Annotated in this window: 14 protein-coding genes; 12 read left to right on the top strand and 2 right to left on the bottom strand. The window is 40.5% G+C overall.

Features of this window, described 5'->3' with window-relative positions:
• The first annotated feature begins 3 nt into the window (after window positions 1–3).
• The 4 genes from LI126_RS04920 to LI126_RS04905 all read left to right on the top strand — a co-directional run bounded on the left by LI126_RS04920 (window position 4) and on the right by LI126_RS04905 (window position 5,165).
• On the top strand, window positions 4–1,512 hold the full coding sequence (locus LI126_RS04920; protein ID WP_227164954.1) for a cobyric acid synthase: 1,509 nt from the start codon (window positions 4–6) through the stop codon (window positions 1,510–1,512).
• 25 nt (window positions 1,513–1,537) lie between these two features.
• Complete coding sequence (locus LI126_RS04915) at window positions 1,538–2,878, top strand: MATE family efflux transporter (RefSeq protein WP_155203340.1); 1,341 nt, start codon at window positions 1,538–1,540, stop codon at window positions 2,876–2,878.
• Window positions 2,856–3,536 carry an HAD family hydrolase gene (locus tag LI126_RS04910; protein ID WP_227164953.1) on the top strand — a complete coding sequence of 227 codons (681 nt, stop codon included), beginning with the start codon at window positions 2,856–2,858 and terminating at the stop codon, window positions 3,534–3,536. Before LI126_RS04915 ends, LI126_RS04910 begins: the two co-directional genes overlap by 23 nt.
• 81 nt (window positions 3,537–3,617) lie before the next feature.
• Window positions 3,618–5,165, top strand: a complete 1,548-nt coding sequence (locus LI126_RS04905) for a WD40/YVTN/BNR-like repeat-containing protein (protein ID WP_227164952.1) — start codon at window positions 3,618–3,620, stop codon at window positions 5,163–5,165.
• 222 nt (window positions 5,166–5,387) lie between these two features.
• Here the strand turns inward: LI126_RS04905 and LI126_RS04900 are convergent, their stop codons facing one another.
• A complete protein-coding gene (locus LI126_RS04900; RefSeq protein WP_227164951.1) occupies window positions 5,388–6,593 on the bottom strand; it encodes a PucR family transcriptional regulator in 1,206 nt (401 codons plus the stop codon).
• Window positions 6,594–6,607: 14 nt separating this feature from the next.
• On the bottom strand, window positions 6,608–7,873 hold the full coding sequence (gene codA, locus LI126_RS04895; RefSeq protein WP_227164950.1) for a cytosine deaminase: 1,266 nt from the start codon (window positions 7,871–7,873) through the stop codon (window positions 6,608–6,610).
• Between the two features lie 411 nt (window positions 7,874–8,284).
• On the opposite strand from codA, the gene LI126_RS04890 reads away from it, so the two are divergent.
• The 8 genes from LI126_RS04890 to LI126_RS04850 all read left to right on the top strand — a co-directional run bounded on the left by LI126_RS04890 (window position 8,285) and on the right by LI126_RS04850 (window position 16,576).
• Window positions 8,285–8,818, top strand: a complete 534-nt coding sequence (locus tag LI126_RS04890; RefSeq protein WP_227164949.1) for an RNA polymerase sigma factor — start codon at window positions 8,285–8,287, stop codon at window positions 8,816–8,818.
• 50 nt (window positions 8,819–8,868) lie between these two features.
• Entirely contained in the window at window positions 8,869–10,962 is a 2,094-nt protein-coding gene (locus LI126_RS04885) for a beta-propeller domain-containing protein (protein ID WP_227164948.1), read from the top strand.
• A 189-nt stretch (window positions 10,963–11,151) separates the two neighbouring features.
• A complete protein-coding gene (locus LI126_RS04880; RefSeq protein WP_015527864.1) occupies window positions 11,152–12,018 on the top strand; it encodes a DMT family transporter in 867 nt (288 codons plus the stop codon).
• A gap of 48 nt (window positions 12,019–12,066) precedes the next feature.
• Window positions 12,067–12,606 carry a DUF3877 family protein gene (locus LI126_RS04875; RefSeq protein ID WP_195937284.1) on the top strand — a complete coding sequence of 180 codons (540 nt, stop codon included), beginning with the start codon at window positions 12,067–12,069 and terminating at the stop codon, window positions 12,604–12,606.
• 29 nt (window positions 12,607–12,635) lie between these two features.
• Window positions 12,636–13,436 (top strand): MBL fold metallo-hydrolase, encoded by an 801-nt coding sequence (locus LI126_RS04870; RefSeq protein ID WP_227164947.1) that lies wholly within the window; start codon window positions 12,636–12,638, stop codon window positions 13,434–13,436.
• An 88-nt stretch (window positions 13,437–13,524) separates the two neighbouring features.
• Window positions 13,525–14,517, top strand: a complete 993-nt coding sequence (locus tag LI126_RS15770; protein ID WP_331469870.1) for a bifunctional adenosylcobinamide kinase/adenosylcobinamide-phosphate guanylyltransferase — start codon at window positions 13,525–13,527, stop codon at window positions 14,515–14,517.
• A 13-nt stretch (window positions 14,518–14,530) separates the two neighbouring features.
• Window positions 14,531–15,166, top strand: coding sequence for a precorrin-8X methylmutase (locus LI126_RS04855; RefSeq protein ID WP_015527867.1), 636 nt, complete (start codon window positions 14,531–14,533; stop codon window positions 15,164–15,166).
• Window positions 15,167–15,265: 99 nt separating this feature from the next.
• Window positions 15,266–16,576: a bifunctional folylpolyglutamate synthase/dihydrofolate synthase gene (locus tag LI126_RS04850; protein WP_055170869.1), complete on the top strand. Its 1,311-nt coding sequence runs from the start codon at window positions 15,266–15,268 to the stop codon at window positions 16,574–16,576.
• Window positions 16,577–16,582 lie beyond the last annotated feature (6 nt).

Here is a 16,582-nt window from a genome sequence, read left to right as displayed (position 1 = left end):
AATATGGCGAAATCAATTATGATACAGGGAACGATGTCGAATGTCGGAAAGAGCGCACTGGCAGCAGGTCTTTGCCGTGTCCTGAAACAGGATGGATACAAAGTTGCACCTTTCAAATCCCAAAATATGGCACTCAATTCTTTTATCACAAAAGAAGGACTGGAGATGGGAAGAGCTCAGGTGATGCAGGCAGAAGCTGCAGGGATTGAACCGGAAGCAATAATGAATCCAATTTTACTTAAGCCGACGAACGATACAGGATCTCAGGTGATCATCAATGGAAAACCAATCGGAGTGATGGCTGCAAGAGAGTATTACCGCCATAAGAAGGAATATATTCCGGCAATTATGGATGCATATCATAAGTTAGAAAAAAAGTATGATATCATTGTAATTGAAGGTGCCGGAAGTCCGGCAGAGATTAACCTGAAAAAAGATGATATTGTAAATATGGGAATGGCAAAGCTTGCAGATGCACCGGTGCTTCTTGTCGGAGACATCGATAGAGGTGGAGTGTTTGCCCAGATCGCCGGAACTGTAATGCTTCTTGAAGAGGATGAAAAAGCGCGGATCAAAGGAACGATCATTAATAAATTCCGTGGAGATGTATCCATTCTGGAACCGGGGCTTCGAATGTTGGAAGAAAAGACAGATATCCCTGTAATGGGAGTAGTTCCGTATTTTTATTTAGATCTGGATGAGGAAGACAGTCTGACGGAACGATTTCAGAAAAAAGAGAAGCCGGGACTGATTGATCTGGCAGTGATCCGATTCCCAAGGATCTCTAATTTTACTGACTTAGCACCTTTAGAAGCATTGGAAGAGGTGAGCGTAAGATATGTTTCATCTCCGGCTGAGTTTGGAAATCCGGATGCGGTGATCCTTCCGGGAACAAAGAATACGATCAGCGATCTTTTGTGGATGCGTCAGAACGGACTGGAAGCAAGAGTCCTGAAACACAGCGCACAGAACAAACCGGTCTTTGGAATCTGTGGCGGATACCAGATGCTTGGAATGGAAATCTCAGATCCAACAGGAGAAGAGTACGGAGGAACTATACAGGGAATGGGACTTTTGGATACAAAGACTGTGTTCCGCCCAGAGAAACATAGAACCAGAGTACATGGAACATTTGGCGAGATGAAAGGAATCCTGAAAGAGATGAAAGGACTTCCTTTCGAAGGATACGAGATCCATATGGGAGAGACGATTCTTGATGAGCACGCATCCGGGCTTGTAACAATAGAAAATGATTCTGATACGCTACAACAAGGACATCCGGATGGTTCACAGAAGGAAAATGTCTATGGCTGTTATGTGCACGGAATTTTTGATTCTCCGGAAATGTCAGGTGGTTTCTTGTCAGCTTTATTAAAAGAAAAAGGATATGATCCAGAGACAGTACAGGCAGTAGATTGGAAGGCTTATAAGGAAGAACAGTATGATAAACTTGCAGATATCGTTCGTGCCAGTCTGGATATGAAAGAAATTTATAGAATTATTGGATTGTAGAGTTTGTAATGAGAGAGGCAAAAAGATGGTTACAGATTTAACGAAAGAACATCCGAATAAGACATTATGGCGGTTCCTTCTGCCAATGTTGTTCAGTGTGATGTTCCAGCAGATTTACAACATCGCAGACAGTATGATTGCGGGAAGATTTGCAGGAGAAAATGCGTTGGCAGCAGTCGGCGCATCTTATCCGATCACAATTATTTTCATGGCATTTGCCGTGGGAATGAATCTGGGGGCCTCCGTAGTCGTATCAAGACTGTTCGGAGCGGAAGACCGGGGCGGTGTGAAGCGTGCGGTTACAACAGCATTTCTTAGTTCTATGGTGCTGGGAATCATGCTGACATTATTCGGGTATTTTTTTAATCATCAGATGATGAGATGGATCCGCACACCACAGAATATTATGGCAGATGGAGTTTTATATTTGAAAATTTACATTTTCGGAATTATCTTCCTGATGCTTTATAATGTGTGTACCGGAGTATTTACAGCACTTGGGGATTCTAAGACACCGTTATATTTTCTGCTTGGTTCCTCAGCTGGAAATATTATTCTTGATTACATCTTCGTAGCAAAATTCCAGTGGGGTGTGAGCGGTGTTGCCTGGGCAACATTTATCGCACAAGGTGTGTCAGCCGTGCTTGCATTAGTAACACTTCTCGGAAGATTGCAGAAATTTGCCGGGAAAGAAAAGCAGCCGTGGTTTGATAAGAAATTATTTGCACAGATCATGGCGATTGCAATTCCAAGCATTCTTCAGCAGAGCGTATTGAGTGTAGGAAATCTTTTTGTGCAGGGAATTGTAAATCAATTCGGTTCAGCAGTTGTTGCGGGATATTCGGGAGCGATCAAGCTGAATACATTTGCCATTAATATCTTTATGACACTTGGTTCCTGTCTATCCAGTTATACGGCACAGAATATCGGCGCGGGAAAGAAAGAACGAATTCCATTGGGATTCCGTACCGGAGTGAAATTGTCAGAGCTTACGGCATTACCGTTTGTTATTCTGTATTTCATTTTCAGTCGTCAGATGATGGGGCTATTCTTAGGTGCAGAGAGTGTAGAGGCGATCAGCGCAGGAATGGCATTTCTGAAAATAGTATCGCCGTGGTATTTTATGATTGTAATTAAGCTGATGACAGATGGAATTATCCGAGGTTCCGGAGCGATGGTCTATTTTGTAGTTGCAACAGTTCCGGATCTTATTTTGAGAATCGGATTTGCGTTGGTTTTGACAAAAAGCTTTGGAAGTACCGGAATCTGGATGGCATGGCCATTTGGTTGGATCGTAGCGACCACATTAACATTGATCTTTTATAGAAAGTTGGGATATAAGAATGATAAAAGCAGTGATTTTTGATATGGATGGGGTTTTGATCAATACAGAACCGCTTCATTATCAATGTTGGGTAGAGATTTTTAAAGAACGATATGGAATTGACTTAGATTACGATGTATATAAACCATGCATTGGATCTACAAGATTCCATTTCATGAATCTGATCAAAGAAAATTACGGAATCACATTTGAAAGTCTTGAAGTTATGAATCAGATTATGAAAGAGAAGAAAGATGAAATTATTGCGCGAGACGGATTCCCTGAGATGCCGGGAGTAGGGCAGATGCTTTGCTGTCTGAAAGATGCGGGGTATCGCCTGGCCGTGGCCTCTTCTTCTCCAAAACCTGTAATCACAGAGACACTGGAAACGCTGGATCTGATGAAATATTTCGATGTCGTGACAAGTGGAGATGAAGTGAAGAATCCAAAGCCGGCACCGGATACATTTCTCTTTGCAGCGAAGCAGCTGGGCGTACCGGTAGATGAGTGTATTGTAATCGAAGATTCAACGAATGGAGGAAAGGCTGCTAAGGCTGCTAAGATGCCATGTATCTGGATGCATAATCCGGATTCCGGAGACCAGGAGATACCGGATGCAGTGCTCGAGATTACCGCCTGGACAAAGGAGAATATAGAAAAGATCATGAAATTTTTACATTTTGGTCAAGAAAAAGTGTAAAAATAAATGAACGATATAAAATTTTTTTGAGTAGAATACTTAGAAATAGTAGACCTGGAAGTATTATTAGGATGTGATTGAATGAAAAAACTGAAATTTATATTTGGCAAGCTTAGTATTCTCTATTACATTTTGTTTTTGCTCGTGACCTGTGTACTTTGCAAGTACGGAAGCATCAGACAGCTGAAGTTTGCATTTTTGGCTTTAGGTATCCTTCTGGTACTCAGTCTTTGTATCTGGATCGGCTGCCTGATTGCAGAAAAGGAAAATCCTTTAAAAATGAAAGGCACACTCAGGAAAACAGTGTTTGGTACAGAACTTTTGATTCTACTTGTAGTTACGGTTGGATGTATTTCTTATATCGTATATACTGCGATTCCTTATAATGGCGCATTGTCCTGGAAGGTAGACAGCCTGTTTAAGACAAAGAAAATAGAGTATGAACATAACAATTTCTTTCGTGATGGCGCAGAAGGGCTGATAAAAGATATCAATAAGAAATTGAAACTTCCGGACGAGTTATATATCACAGATAGTTTTGAGATGTCCTTTGATAAAGGCGGAACGATAACCCGCGTGTCGGCCTATCTCTACGGACAGAATGAAAAGGGAAAAGACAAGACCTATCTGATTGATTATGATATCGATAAAAGTGATAAGATTGTTGTGCAGATCGCAGGTTATGCAAATGCAGATTATGATGATGACAAGAAATTAGATCCTATGTTTACCATTCTGGAAAAATCAGATTGTAAGATGCAGGTGACACAATGGAATCTGAATTACGCATTTACAGATAATCCGCCGGAATATGAGATTCTGTATTATGGAAAACGCTCCTTCGCCTCTTCGGAAGGTCTTGTTTATCTTCCGGGAGATGTGGATGGTGACGGAGAAGTCAGCGGCATGACTGATTTTACAGCCTTGGATAGCGGTGGGGAAGCACTTGGATATGAAGTATCCCTGTATCTTCCGCAGGATGAATCTGTGACTCCGGTACGTTACATGATGGAACCGGAATATATCAGTCCTGATACGATCAGCCAGAATGAGCAGGCGGAGAAAGATTCGCAGGCAAAAGAACAGGGGAAAGAGAATAATACCTGGACAGTTGATACGGACGGAAGTGGTGTTGTCCGATTCTTCTTAAACGAACAGAAAGGCTGGAAACTTTCAGTTGTTGATGCGGCTCTTGGAACACGTTATTACAAACTGGAAACTACGTCAGATGGTGGATATAACTGGACAACAGTAAATGAAGATCCATTCGACGGAAATGGCGGAGCAGGAGAAGGGATACAATTTTTCGATGAACAGTTTGGCTTCATCGGTCTAAGTGGGGCATCGCAGACACATTCATCTATTTATGTTACAAAAGACGGTGGAAAGACACTGAAGGAGATAGAACTTCCGATGGATACTGTGACAGAATATCCGCCGCATATGCAGGAATATGGCTTCACGCCTGATGATTATCAGTATCTGGAAATGCCACAGAAGGATGGAGAGAATTACACGATTCATGTGATGACGCAGAGTGGCGAGACAGAAGGGATTGTATTCACATCAGAAGATCAGGGGGAGAACTGGAGTTTTACCGGAGTGTTTGATGAAAATAACTTATCCTGAATTATTCACAGAACAATATTTAAACTGATAACTGTACCATGAACTTGAAAATTGATCCATGTAGTCGTAATACCGCGCACTCAACCGTCAAAAGGGCATAAAATTCCACTAGAAGAGTTTAGAACAGCTGCTTATGCTGTTAAGCTGTCAAGGTTCATTAATAGTTGCTATTCCAGCTGTACATTTACTTACCGATAATTGGTAACATATCTGAAAATCTCCTTACTCAAGAAAATAATAGATCATCAGTGCATTGTATAGCTCCTGACTCTGGAATCTGTTCGCAAAACTCTTTCCTGTAAGCTGTTCTACTCTCTGTAATCTGTATTTCACAGTGTTCTTATGTGAAAACAGTTTATCAGCTGTTCTCTGCAGATTACAGTCACACTCGAAATAGGCCCACATTGTCTCCATCAACTGTGTATGAGCTTTCTTCTCATACTGTATGATAGAATCAAGCACTTCATCCGCAAATCGCTGCATTGGCGCAGTATTTTCATACGACATCAGCATACGGTAAAATCCCATCTCATCATAGAAGATGATTTCATTTTTCCTGTTAATATGCTCCAATACGGAGTTTGTTTTAGAGGTCTCATGAAAGCTCTTTTGCAATTTGGATATGCTTTCACATTTTTCACCTATGTTGAGAGTGTATTCAATTCCGTTCAGGTCATTTTGCAAAAACTCACCAAACTGTTCAAAAATTTCTATTATCTTCCTGCGATCATCTGTACAGTCTTTTATAAAACCTATGATCCTGTCGCCATAGCAGGAAATGATTGCAGGATAATCACATTCAGCAAAATATTCTTTTAGAGTCTGTGCATAGTTTCTTATCTTGTCATTTGTAATTCCCTGATTTAATTCATTGCATGTCTCTTCCGAACTTTTTTTACATAGATGTAACACGAAAACCTGTTCTAACATTCCTGGATCATTTCCCATTTGCCTGCATTTCTGCTCGATACTGGATGTATTGGTACAGTTTCCAAAAATAATCTCTGCAAGCAGACTGTCCTCTATATCTTTTCTGTCATCTAGATATGATATGGCGTGTCCCAGTTCCTCAAAAAAGTCTAAAAGTGGCACATTCCAAGGTATGGTGAAAAGCGGAAAATCATTATTTTCTGCTAAATCTATTACCTTTTCGTTAATCTGTGTTACATAATTCTCGCCCATCAATAAAAGAGCACACGACATATTAAGTTCAATTGCCTTTTTTATTGTTTGATACAGATCAAAATTTTTTCGCTGTGTTACCGGAGCACTTACTATTAAAAGTTCGTTCCCACGTACCCATTTCTCAAAATTAATATTCTCTGCCTTATAAGACCAGCGTATGCCCTTTTCCATGCCACCCGATCCGGCTATTACATCTGCCTGTGACATTGTCGTAAGTGATAGAAGATCCTTGCACTGAAACATTGTTTTCCCACCTTTTATTTCAGCAGGTCAATAGCTCCTGTTACCTTTGCAGGAATTTTTTTGAACAAAAATTCACCGTGTCTGACAGAAGCAGTGATTCCTGCTCTCTCACATATTGCTTCAAATTCTGATTTTGCATCAAGCACGATAAAGTTTGCAGGCTTATTTTCCTCAATTCCGTAGTGATCTGTAATATTCATGGTCACAGCTCCGTTCGTTGTCACAAGATCAAGAACATTCGTAATCTCTTCAGGTGACATCATCTGTGCCAGATGGATTCCGTGATCGAGAATCATCATCATATTTCCGTTTCCAAGCGGATACCAAGGATCGGACATGGAATCCTGTGCAAAACATACATTGATTCCATTGTCATAAAGTTCCTTTACTCTTGTGATTCCTCGTCTCTTCGGATAGGTATCCTGGCGTCCTTCAAGATATACATTCTCAGTAGGACAGGAGATGAAATTAATGCCTGATTTTTTGAAAAGCTTCATCATTCTGAATGCATAACTATTATCCGCTGAACCAAAGGAACATGTGTGGCTGGCTGTAGTTCTTGTGCCTATACCTTCCATAAGTGCCAATGCATTCAACAACTCCAAAAAGCGGCTCTGCGTATCGTCTGTCTCATCACAATGTACGTCGATAAGCTTATTATATTTGACAGCCAGTTCGATTGTCTTGTGGATTGATTTTTCACCGAACTCTCGGGCCAGTTCAAAATGAGGTATCGCGCCAACACAGTCAGCCCCCATCTTAAGTCCTTCCTCTACCAGTTTGTCACCGCCCTTGTATGCGTACATTCCTTCCTGAGGAAATGCAACAATCTGCAGATCAAGGATATCTTTTACTTCATCTTTTACTTCAAGTGCAGCTTTAAGACCCGTAAATGTCGGATCTGTCACATCAATATGTGTTCGGATAGCCTGAACACCATGTAGCATCTCTTTTCTTATTCCACTGTAAATACGTTCCTTCATCTGTGCAACAGTCATATTTCCTTTTGATTCACTCCAACGCTGGATTCCTTCAAAAAGAGTTCCCGATCCGTTTTCCTCACCAAGGCTTGCTGTAAATACATAATCAAGATGCAAATGTGGATCTACATATGGTGGAACCACCAGTTGTCCATTTAAATCTACTTCTTCACATCCCATAGTTTTTTCCTGTGGTATATCTGCTGCGATTTTTTTGAAAATTCCATCTTCAACTAATATAGAAACAAGTTCTTTTTGACCTTTTAGCCTTACATTCTTAAATAATTTTGAACCCTTCATACCGTATTCCTCTTTTCTCATTAATAGTAATGATTTGAAATAATGTCATTACCGTTAGGTTGCTATTTGTTCTTTACGCACAAATCATAGCATCTGGTCAGAATACAGTCAATAAAATGCAAAATCAACGCTTTTATTTTATTCTTGCGTACAAAAAAAGTCAATTCACTTTGTGCGTTACACACAAAATACCGGTATCTCGCTGTCTTTTTATTGTTTTGCATATGAAAATATTAAGGAATTCTTAGTTTTTATCTGCAACAGTTTTTCTATTTGTAGACTCTAGTGTATATAACCTATAATAAAGATAATGTGAAACTATTCATAGACTTCATGAACCAATACAGGTGATTCATAAAAATGGTTATAAGAATCTTCAAATGAAAAAGATGATTCGAGAGGAGGGAACGAATGAAGGATAAAGAAAATTCAAGGGAAATACAATTCAAAGAGGAATTGGTTCGCAAGGCGAAGAATGGAGATACGAAAGCATTTTCCCTGTTATATGCCGGCGTTTGCAAGGAAATGTATAAATTCGCATTATATATGATGAAGCATACAGAAGATGCAGAAGACGCGGTAAGTGAGACCGTTATATCTGCATTTGAAAATATTGCGAAGCTCAAGAATGAGAGTAGTTTTAAAAGCTGGATTTTTACAATTTTAGGAAATCAATGCAGAAAAATGTTGGGAAAGCGTGGAAATCATGTGTCAGAGGAAGAGACACCAGAGGCTGGACATGAACCGGACTATGAGCAGCATTTTGATGTGAAGGAAGCATTTGCAAGACTTGAGGAGGAAGAGCGTATGATACTTTCGTATTCTGTGTTCGCTGGATATGGAAGTGAAGAAATCGCGCAGATACTTGAGATGAATGCTGCAACGGTTCGATCAAAGAAAAGCAGGGCACTTGGGAAGATGCGTAAGATGTTGGAAGCAGGATGATCTTATAAGAGATGGGGTTGAAAAAAGAATAGAAGAAGGAGGCGGAAAAGATGGAAGAAAATAGAGAAAAGAACAACAAGAAGATTGAGGATGAAAATCGTTTAGAGCAGGATTTGAGACAGATGGCAGATGATGTGATTCTTCCGGACTCACTGGAACCGGAGGCAATTCAGAAAATGCTTCAGGCAAGACAGGAAGAAAAGCAGCAGGGATCAAAAACACAAAAGAAGAAAAAGAACTGGAAACGTATTGTGCCGATCGCAGCGGCGGCATGTGTCTGTGTGATAGTTGGAGCGACAGTTGGAATCAAGCAGATCAACAAAGGAAACAACAAAACATTAGATGCAGCGACTATCGCATCAGCAGCAGATCAGACAGAGACAACCCAGACACTTACAACAGCGAAAGATTATAAAGAAATTGAAAAATGTATCAAAGAATATAATAAGCAGATGGCACGGGATAACAACAGTATGGCTATCGGACTGTATGAAAGTGCGTCTTCGGCAGATGCAGCAACAGCAGAAAGCAGTAATGTTAGTGACACGGGGGGGTATTCGGATACGAATGTCCGTGAGAACGGCGTGGGGGAAGCCGATATTGTCAAAACCGATGGAAAAAACATTTATACACTGTGTCGGAGTGTTGTGACGATTACAGCTATTGACAATGGGTCCATGGAAAAGCTGGCCTCGATCGAACAGGATGCAGAACGCTATGTAGAAGACATTTATGTACAGGATGATAAATTAGTTCTGTTTGGAACATTAGGAAGACAGGTGGGAAATTCAGAGGATTCAAAAGTTTCAGAAGCTTATGATGGATATTATGAGAGCAATACGTATGTCCAGGTATATGACACCAGTGACCCGTCAAATCCGAAAGAGATCGGTAACATGGAACAGAGCGGAGGATATAATACATCCAGGATTGTGGATGGATATGTCTATGTGCTTAGTCAGTTCCATCCTTATGAAGACAATGTTACGGCAAGAGATCTGTGGTATATTCCGGAAGTGCAGGGAAAATCTATTGAAGCGGAAAATATTTATATGCCACAGGAAGCAGAAGGAAATGAATATACGATCATTACAGCATTTTCATTAGATGATCCGTCAGAAAAAACAGACAGTAAGGCAGTCTTTGGTTATTCAGATGTGTGCTATGTAAGCGAAAATAATATTTATATTACAAGTAATTATTATGAAGATTCAGATGTGAGCAGAACGCTGATCCGCAAGATTTCTTATACAGACGGAAAGCTTGCTGGTGTTGCGCAGACGAAGATCAAGGGAATGCTGAACGATTCTTTCAGCATTGACGAGTATGAAGGAAACCTTAGATTAGTTACAACAATTGATGAAATTTATTCGAATGATGATATTATGCCATTGAATGAGACCGCAGATGAGACGGCTGATAAGAGCGGAACATCGGATAAATCAGATGCAAGTAAGGTGACTGAGAAGGATGTGGCAGAAAATGTAAAGGATGCGGTACCTGGTACAAATTCACTTTATGTACTGAATGACAAACTGGAGATCATTGGCTCCATTCACAATCTGGCAAAAGATGAAACAATCTATTCCGCAAGATTTATGGGAGATACAGGATATTTCGTTACTTATCGGCAGGTGGATCCATTGTTCTCGGTAGACCTTTCAGACCCGGAGAATCCGAAGATTCTTGGAGAGCTTAAGATTCCTGGATTTTCCGAATATCTGCATCCATATGGAGACGGAAAACTGCTTGGCATAGGGATGGATGTAAGTGAAGATGGATTTACAACAGAAGGTGTGAAACTTTCGATGTTTAATGTTACAGATCCATCCAATGTAACAGAGGAAAATAAGTATACGATTGAAGAAAGCTATGGCACAGATGTAGGATACAATTATAAAGGTGTATTTGTAGATGTTCAGAAGAATCTGTTCGGGTTTGTTACCTATCATGATGGAGTGACTTATCAGTTGTATACGTATGATGAGGCAGAAGGATTCAAAGAAGTGATGAGCAGACAGCTGAGCGGATATGAAGGCAGCAGAGGACTGTATATTGGTGACGTATTCTATCTTGTAAGCGGAAATATGATAGAATCTTATTCCATGAATGGATTTGAGAAGATGGATGATATTGTTCTGTAAACAATTTGTAACTGTTCAGAGCTAACCTCCAAAATACTACGCATTTTATACCTTTTTTTGAAATTTTGCTTGGCTCTGAACAGTTACAATATTTTGGATTGACAGTTTGTAAGACGAAAATTATACTAATAGGAGATGAAATTTGTTTGAAATTGTAGTTTTGTAATAAGAGAAAAGGGGTTAGAAATCATGAGTTCCAGAAATAAAGGAATTTGCTTTATTATATTATCGGCATTTTCATTTGCGTTAATGGGTGCCTGTGTCAGGCTTGCGGGGGATGTGCCGTCCATACAGAAAAGCTTTTTCCGAAATCTGGTTGCATTCTTTGTTGCACTTATAATGATCGTGCGAAGTGGTGACGGATTTGAAATCAAGAAGGGAAACTTAGGTTATATGGTTTTGCGTGCAACATTTGGCACGATGGGAATCCTTTGTAATTTTTATGCAGTAGATCATCTGGTGCTTTCGGATGCATCTATGCTGAACAAAATGTCTCCGTTTTTTGTTATTTTATTTTCGTTTCTTCTGTTGAAAGAGAAATTAAAACCGGCGCAGGCAATTGCAATTTTTGTTGCATTTATCGGAAGCCTGTTTATCATTAAGCCAACCTTTACAAATATGGAACTCTTTCCGTCAGTGATCGGTCTATGCGGAGGAATCGGTGCTGGTATTGCGTATGCAATGGTAAGGATTCTTGGTCAGAGAGGTCAGAAAGGAAGCTCTGTTGTTCTGTTTTTCTCAGGGTTTTCCTGCATCGTGACACTTCCGTATCTGCTGTTTAACTATCATCCGATGACAGGAACGCAGATGCTGGCACTGCTTGGTGCCGGGCTTGCGGCAGCAGGAGGACAATTTGGAATTACCGCAGCATATTATCATGCACCTGCGAAAGAGATATCGATCTATGATTATTCACAGATTATTTTCTCTACGATTCTCGGATACTTTCTTTTCGGACAGGTTCCGGACAAGTACAGTGTGCTGGGATATGTGATCATTCTCGCGATGGCGGCATGGATGTTCTTCTATAATAAAAGACCGGAAGAAAAAGAATAGAAACTGTTTGAAGCCAAATATATTTCAGATGAAAAGGATTATAAAATCATGGATTTTGCAAGACTTGAGAAAAATATTATAGATGTAATAAAGGAAGAACAGGCGAAGCTGGGCTACCGTAAGGAGAAGATTCGTCTGTATTATCCGCTGAGTTCTCTGAATCATTTCTTTCAGTTAGATGTGGATGAGACAGGAATGCAGGAAAAATTGAGCCGGTTTTCCGAGTATGAAGAAGGGAAGCTTGGAAGTGTTGAAGTGACAAATAAGGGGGAGCGGTTCTGTTTTCATATTCCGGAGGAAGGTGCAGAATATGTACATAATAATATGAAAGAGAATGAATTCATCAAAGACCTGATCGGGTTGATCTCTCATCATGGCTGCAAGATGGAAGATATCTTTGAACTGTTCCGTCAGCATTCGGCTCAGATTACGATCGAAGAGATGCACAGCGATGAATTTGATTATATGATCTGCTTTGAAAATGATCCGGAGGATACTTACCGGTATTGCTTTAAAGATGAAGGATGCCATATCATTTACCATAGATTCCTGCCGGAAGATTATGAAGAATTTGGATTTGGAAAATAACTGTCAGGTCAGACAAAAAGGAGAAAAAAGTGAAGCTTACAATACTTGGAACAGGAAATGCAACCGTCACGGAGTGTTATAACACATGCTTTGTGATCAGTGATGACGACCGTCATTTTATGGTAGACGGTGGTGGCGGAAATACGATTCTTCATCAGTTAAAAGCAGCAGGACTTAACTGGATGGATATGAGAGATATTTTTGTGACACACAAGCATATCGACCATCTTCTTGGAATTATCTGGATGATGCGTATGATTCTTCAGAATATGAATAGAGGAAAATACGAAGGAGAAGCTACAATTTACGGACACGAAGAAGTAATCCGTATTCTGAAAGAGATGGCAGGTGAAGTTCTTTCGGCGAAGGAGATGAAATATATAGATGATCGTCTTCACATGGTCGTAGTAGAAGATGGAGAAGAACGTGAGATTATTGGAAAGAAAGTAACATTTTTCGATATTCATTCTACAAAGGCAAAACAGTTTGGATTTTGTATGCAGTTAGATGAGGATGAGAAACTGACCTGTTGCGGAGATGAGCCGTACAATGAACTGGAGCAGAAATATGCTGAGAACAGTACATGGCTCTTGCATGAGGCATTCTGTCTCTACGGACAGGTGGATGAATTCAAGCCATATGAGAAGCATCACTCCACAGTAAAAGATGCATGTGGGATGGCATCAGACCTGAATGTGGAGAATCTGATTCTGTATCATACAGAAGATAAGAATATTGAACACAGACAGGAGTTGTATCTGGAAGAAGGCAAAGCTTATTATGACGGAAATCTGTTTGTGCCGGATGATCTGGATGTGATAGAACTATAAGAAATTTAATCCCACAGCAAGTTTGTTATATGCTATACTTTGTTTATGATCAGGTTGAATTGATAAATTCAGGGAGAGGTGAAGGAGAATGCTTGAGTTAGTAACAGGAGGCAGCGGAAGCGGAAAATCAGCTTATGCGGAAAGCCGGATCTGTGAATGGAACAGGCAGGATCCGAAGCCTCTCTTTTATATTGCAACCATGTATCCTTATGGAGAAGAGACAGAAAAGAAGATTGAAAGACACCGTATTCTTCGTAAAGGAAAAGGGTTTGAGACATTAGAGTGGTATACAGGACTTAAGCTACATTTGGAAGAGGGATCATTACAAGGCTCAGATGTGCTTCTCGAATGTATGTCGAATCTCGTGGCAAATGAAATGTATATGGAATCCGGTGCAGGATGTTATGCAGATCAAGCCATTCTGGAAGGGATCCGAGAATTGAATCAACAGTGTTCGAATCTGGTGATTGTGACAAATGAAGTGTTTTCTGAATCGGTTCCGGATTCGCCGGAGATGAAAGAATACAAAAGGATTCTAGGAAGGATTAACTGTGAAATTGCAGTGATGGCAGATCAGGTGACAGAAGTTATTTATGGAATTGCACAGCAGAAAAAGAAACCGGATACGCTAGTCAATAGAACAGAAAAACCTGGCGTGGACAGTAACAAATCAGGAGAGTTTGTGATGTGTCAGAAAGAAAATAGAGTTCATATAATTATAGGTGGTGCATTTCAGGGAAAAACACAATATGCAACGAAAATTTATCCAGAACTTGGGCTGACAGATGGGATTAATTGTTCGCTGGATGAAATCAGAAATTGTGTGGCAATCAATAAATTCAATTCTTTTACAAGACGCTGGCTTTTAGAAGGAAAAACAAAGGAAGCATTACTGACGATACTTGAGAACAATAGAAGCCTTCAATTATTAATTAGTGACGAGATAGGATACGGTCTTGTACCTATCGATGATTTTGAAAGAGAATACAGGGAATTTCACGGGCGTGTCATGACGGAACTTGCAGAACAGGCGGATTGTGTGGAACGAATTGTGTGTGGGATTCCGCAGAGAATAAAGTGAAAGGAAATTAGGGATGCTTTCAGAGATAGAACAGGTACTTCCTTCTGAAATAGAGAAGAGAAGTTTTGAGATTATAACAGAAGAATTAAAAGAGATGGGAAAGATTCTCTGTCCGGAGACAGAACTGATCGTGAAACGCTGTATTCACACAAGCGCTGATTTTGAGTATGCGGACAGTCTTGTTTTTACAGAAGGTGTTGTGGAGAAAGCAAAGGATGCTATCCGCAGAGGTGTGCCGATTATCACAGATACACAGATGGGAAAAGCAGGAATTAATAAGAAACGTCTGGCAGAGTATGGCAGTGAAGTGCTTTGTTTTATGTCGGATGAAGATGTGGCAGAGATGGCGAAAAAGAATGGCACAACAAGAGCGGTGGCAAGTATGGATAAGGCAGCTGCACTGGGAAGAGAGGCTATCTTTGCAGTTGGAAATGCACCGACAGCTTTAGTACGGCTTTATGAGTTGATCAAAGAAGGAAAGATTAATCCGGAATTAATCATTGCAGTTCCGGTAGGGTTTGTAAATGTCGTGCAGTCAAAGGAACTGATCTTAAGTCTGGAAGATACACCGTCGATCGTGGCACGGGGAAGAAAAGGTGGAAGCAATATTGCCGCATGTATTTGCAATGCTTTATTATATCAGATGTAAAACAGATGCAAAAAAACTTTGTTAGAACTTGTTAGAAAGATAGAATAGTGGTATTATAAGACTGTTTGATTAGAAAAAAGAATAGAGAGGGAACAAAACGTGACCTATAAAGAAGCAAGGGTATATTTGGACGAGATGTCGAAATACGGAAGTGTACTTGGCTTAGATACGATTCGAGGTCTGTTGCGTGAGCTTGGGAATCCACAGGATGACTTAAAGTTTATACACATTGCAGGAACGAATGGCAAGGGATCTGTGCTTGCATACACTTCAACAATATTAAGTGAGGCAGGATACAGAACCGGGCGCTATGTCTCACCGACAGTAATCTCTTATCTGGAGCGGATTCAGATTGACGGAACATGGATTCCGGAAGATGAATTTGCAGAATTGACAGAGAATGTAAAAGAAGCTATTGCCCGGATGGAGGCGGCCGGAGAGGAATCTCCGACAGTCTTTGAAGCAGAAACGGCAATAGCTTTTCTGTATTTTAAGAAGAAAAAATGTGATCTGGTCGTACTGGAGTCCGGTCTTGGAGGAATTCTGGATGCGACGAACATCATCGGAGCACCGGTGTGTGCAGCATTTGCAACGATCAGTGTGGATCATCTTGGTGTGATCGGAGATTCGTTGGAAGAGATTGCGCAGAACAAGGCTGGAATCATTAAGCCTGGATGTGCAGTAGTATCTGCGAAGCAGAAAGAAAATGTTCGGGAGATTCTGAAAAAAACTGCAGAAGAAAAAGGATGTCCTTTCACAGAAGCGCAGCCGGAACAGATGATGATTTTTGAAGATTCCTACCACGGAATTACATTTTCTTATAAAGAATATGAAAAGATGCATAGTCCGCTTGCAGGCCAGTGCCAGAGAGAGAATCTTGCAACAGCGCTCGAAGTTATCCGCTGTCTGAACAGACTGGGGTATCGAATTACAGAAGCGCAGGTGCGAGAGGGGCTTTCAAAGACGAGATGGACAGGACGGTTTACCTGCCTGTCAGAGTCCCCGTTATTTTTCGTAGACGGAGCGCATAATGAAGACGCAGCATTAAAGCTGAAAGTGACGGTAGAACGTTATTTTTCGGATTATAAGAAAATCTTTATCATGGGAGTCTTTAAAGATAAAGAATATGAGAAAATCACATCTATTCTTTGCCCGTTGGCAGAAAGTATATATACTGTTAGTCTTCCAAATAAGGAGAGGACGCTTCCGGCAGAAAAGCTGGCAGAAGTAGTGAAGAAACATTGTCAGAAAGTGAAAGCTGAACAGACCATCGAAACAGCTGTTGAGGATGCAAGTAAAGAGGCAATGACCCAAGGCAAGGATATTGCACAGAAAACTGTGATTCTTGCATGCGGATCCCTGTCTTATCTTGGAGAGGTTCAGCGGATCGTGTTGAATAACCGGCAGTGAGATATA

Source organism: Mediterraneibacter sp. 210702-DFI.5.30, assembly GCF_020560115.1.
GTDB lineage: Bacteria > Bacillota > Clostridia > Lachnospirales > Lachnospiraceae > Mediterraneibacter > Mediterraneibacter faecis.
Note: the sequence above shows the minus strand (reverse complement) of the source record. Positions and strands in the feature narration are given on the sequence as shown.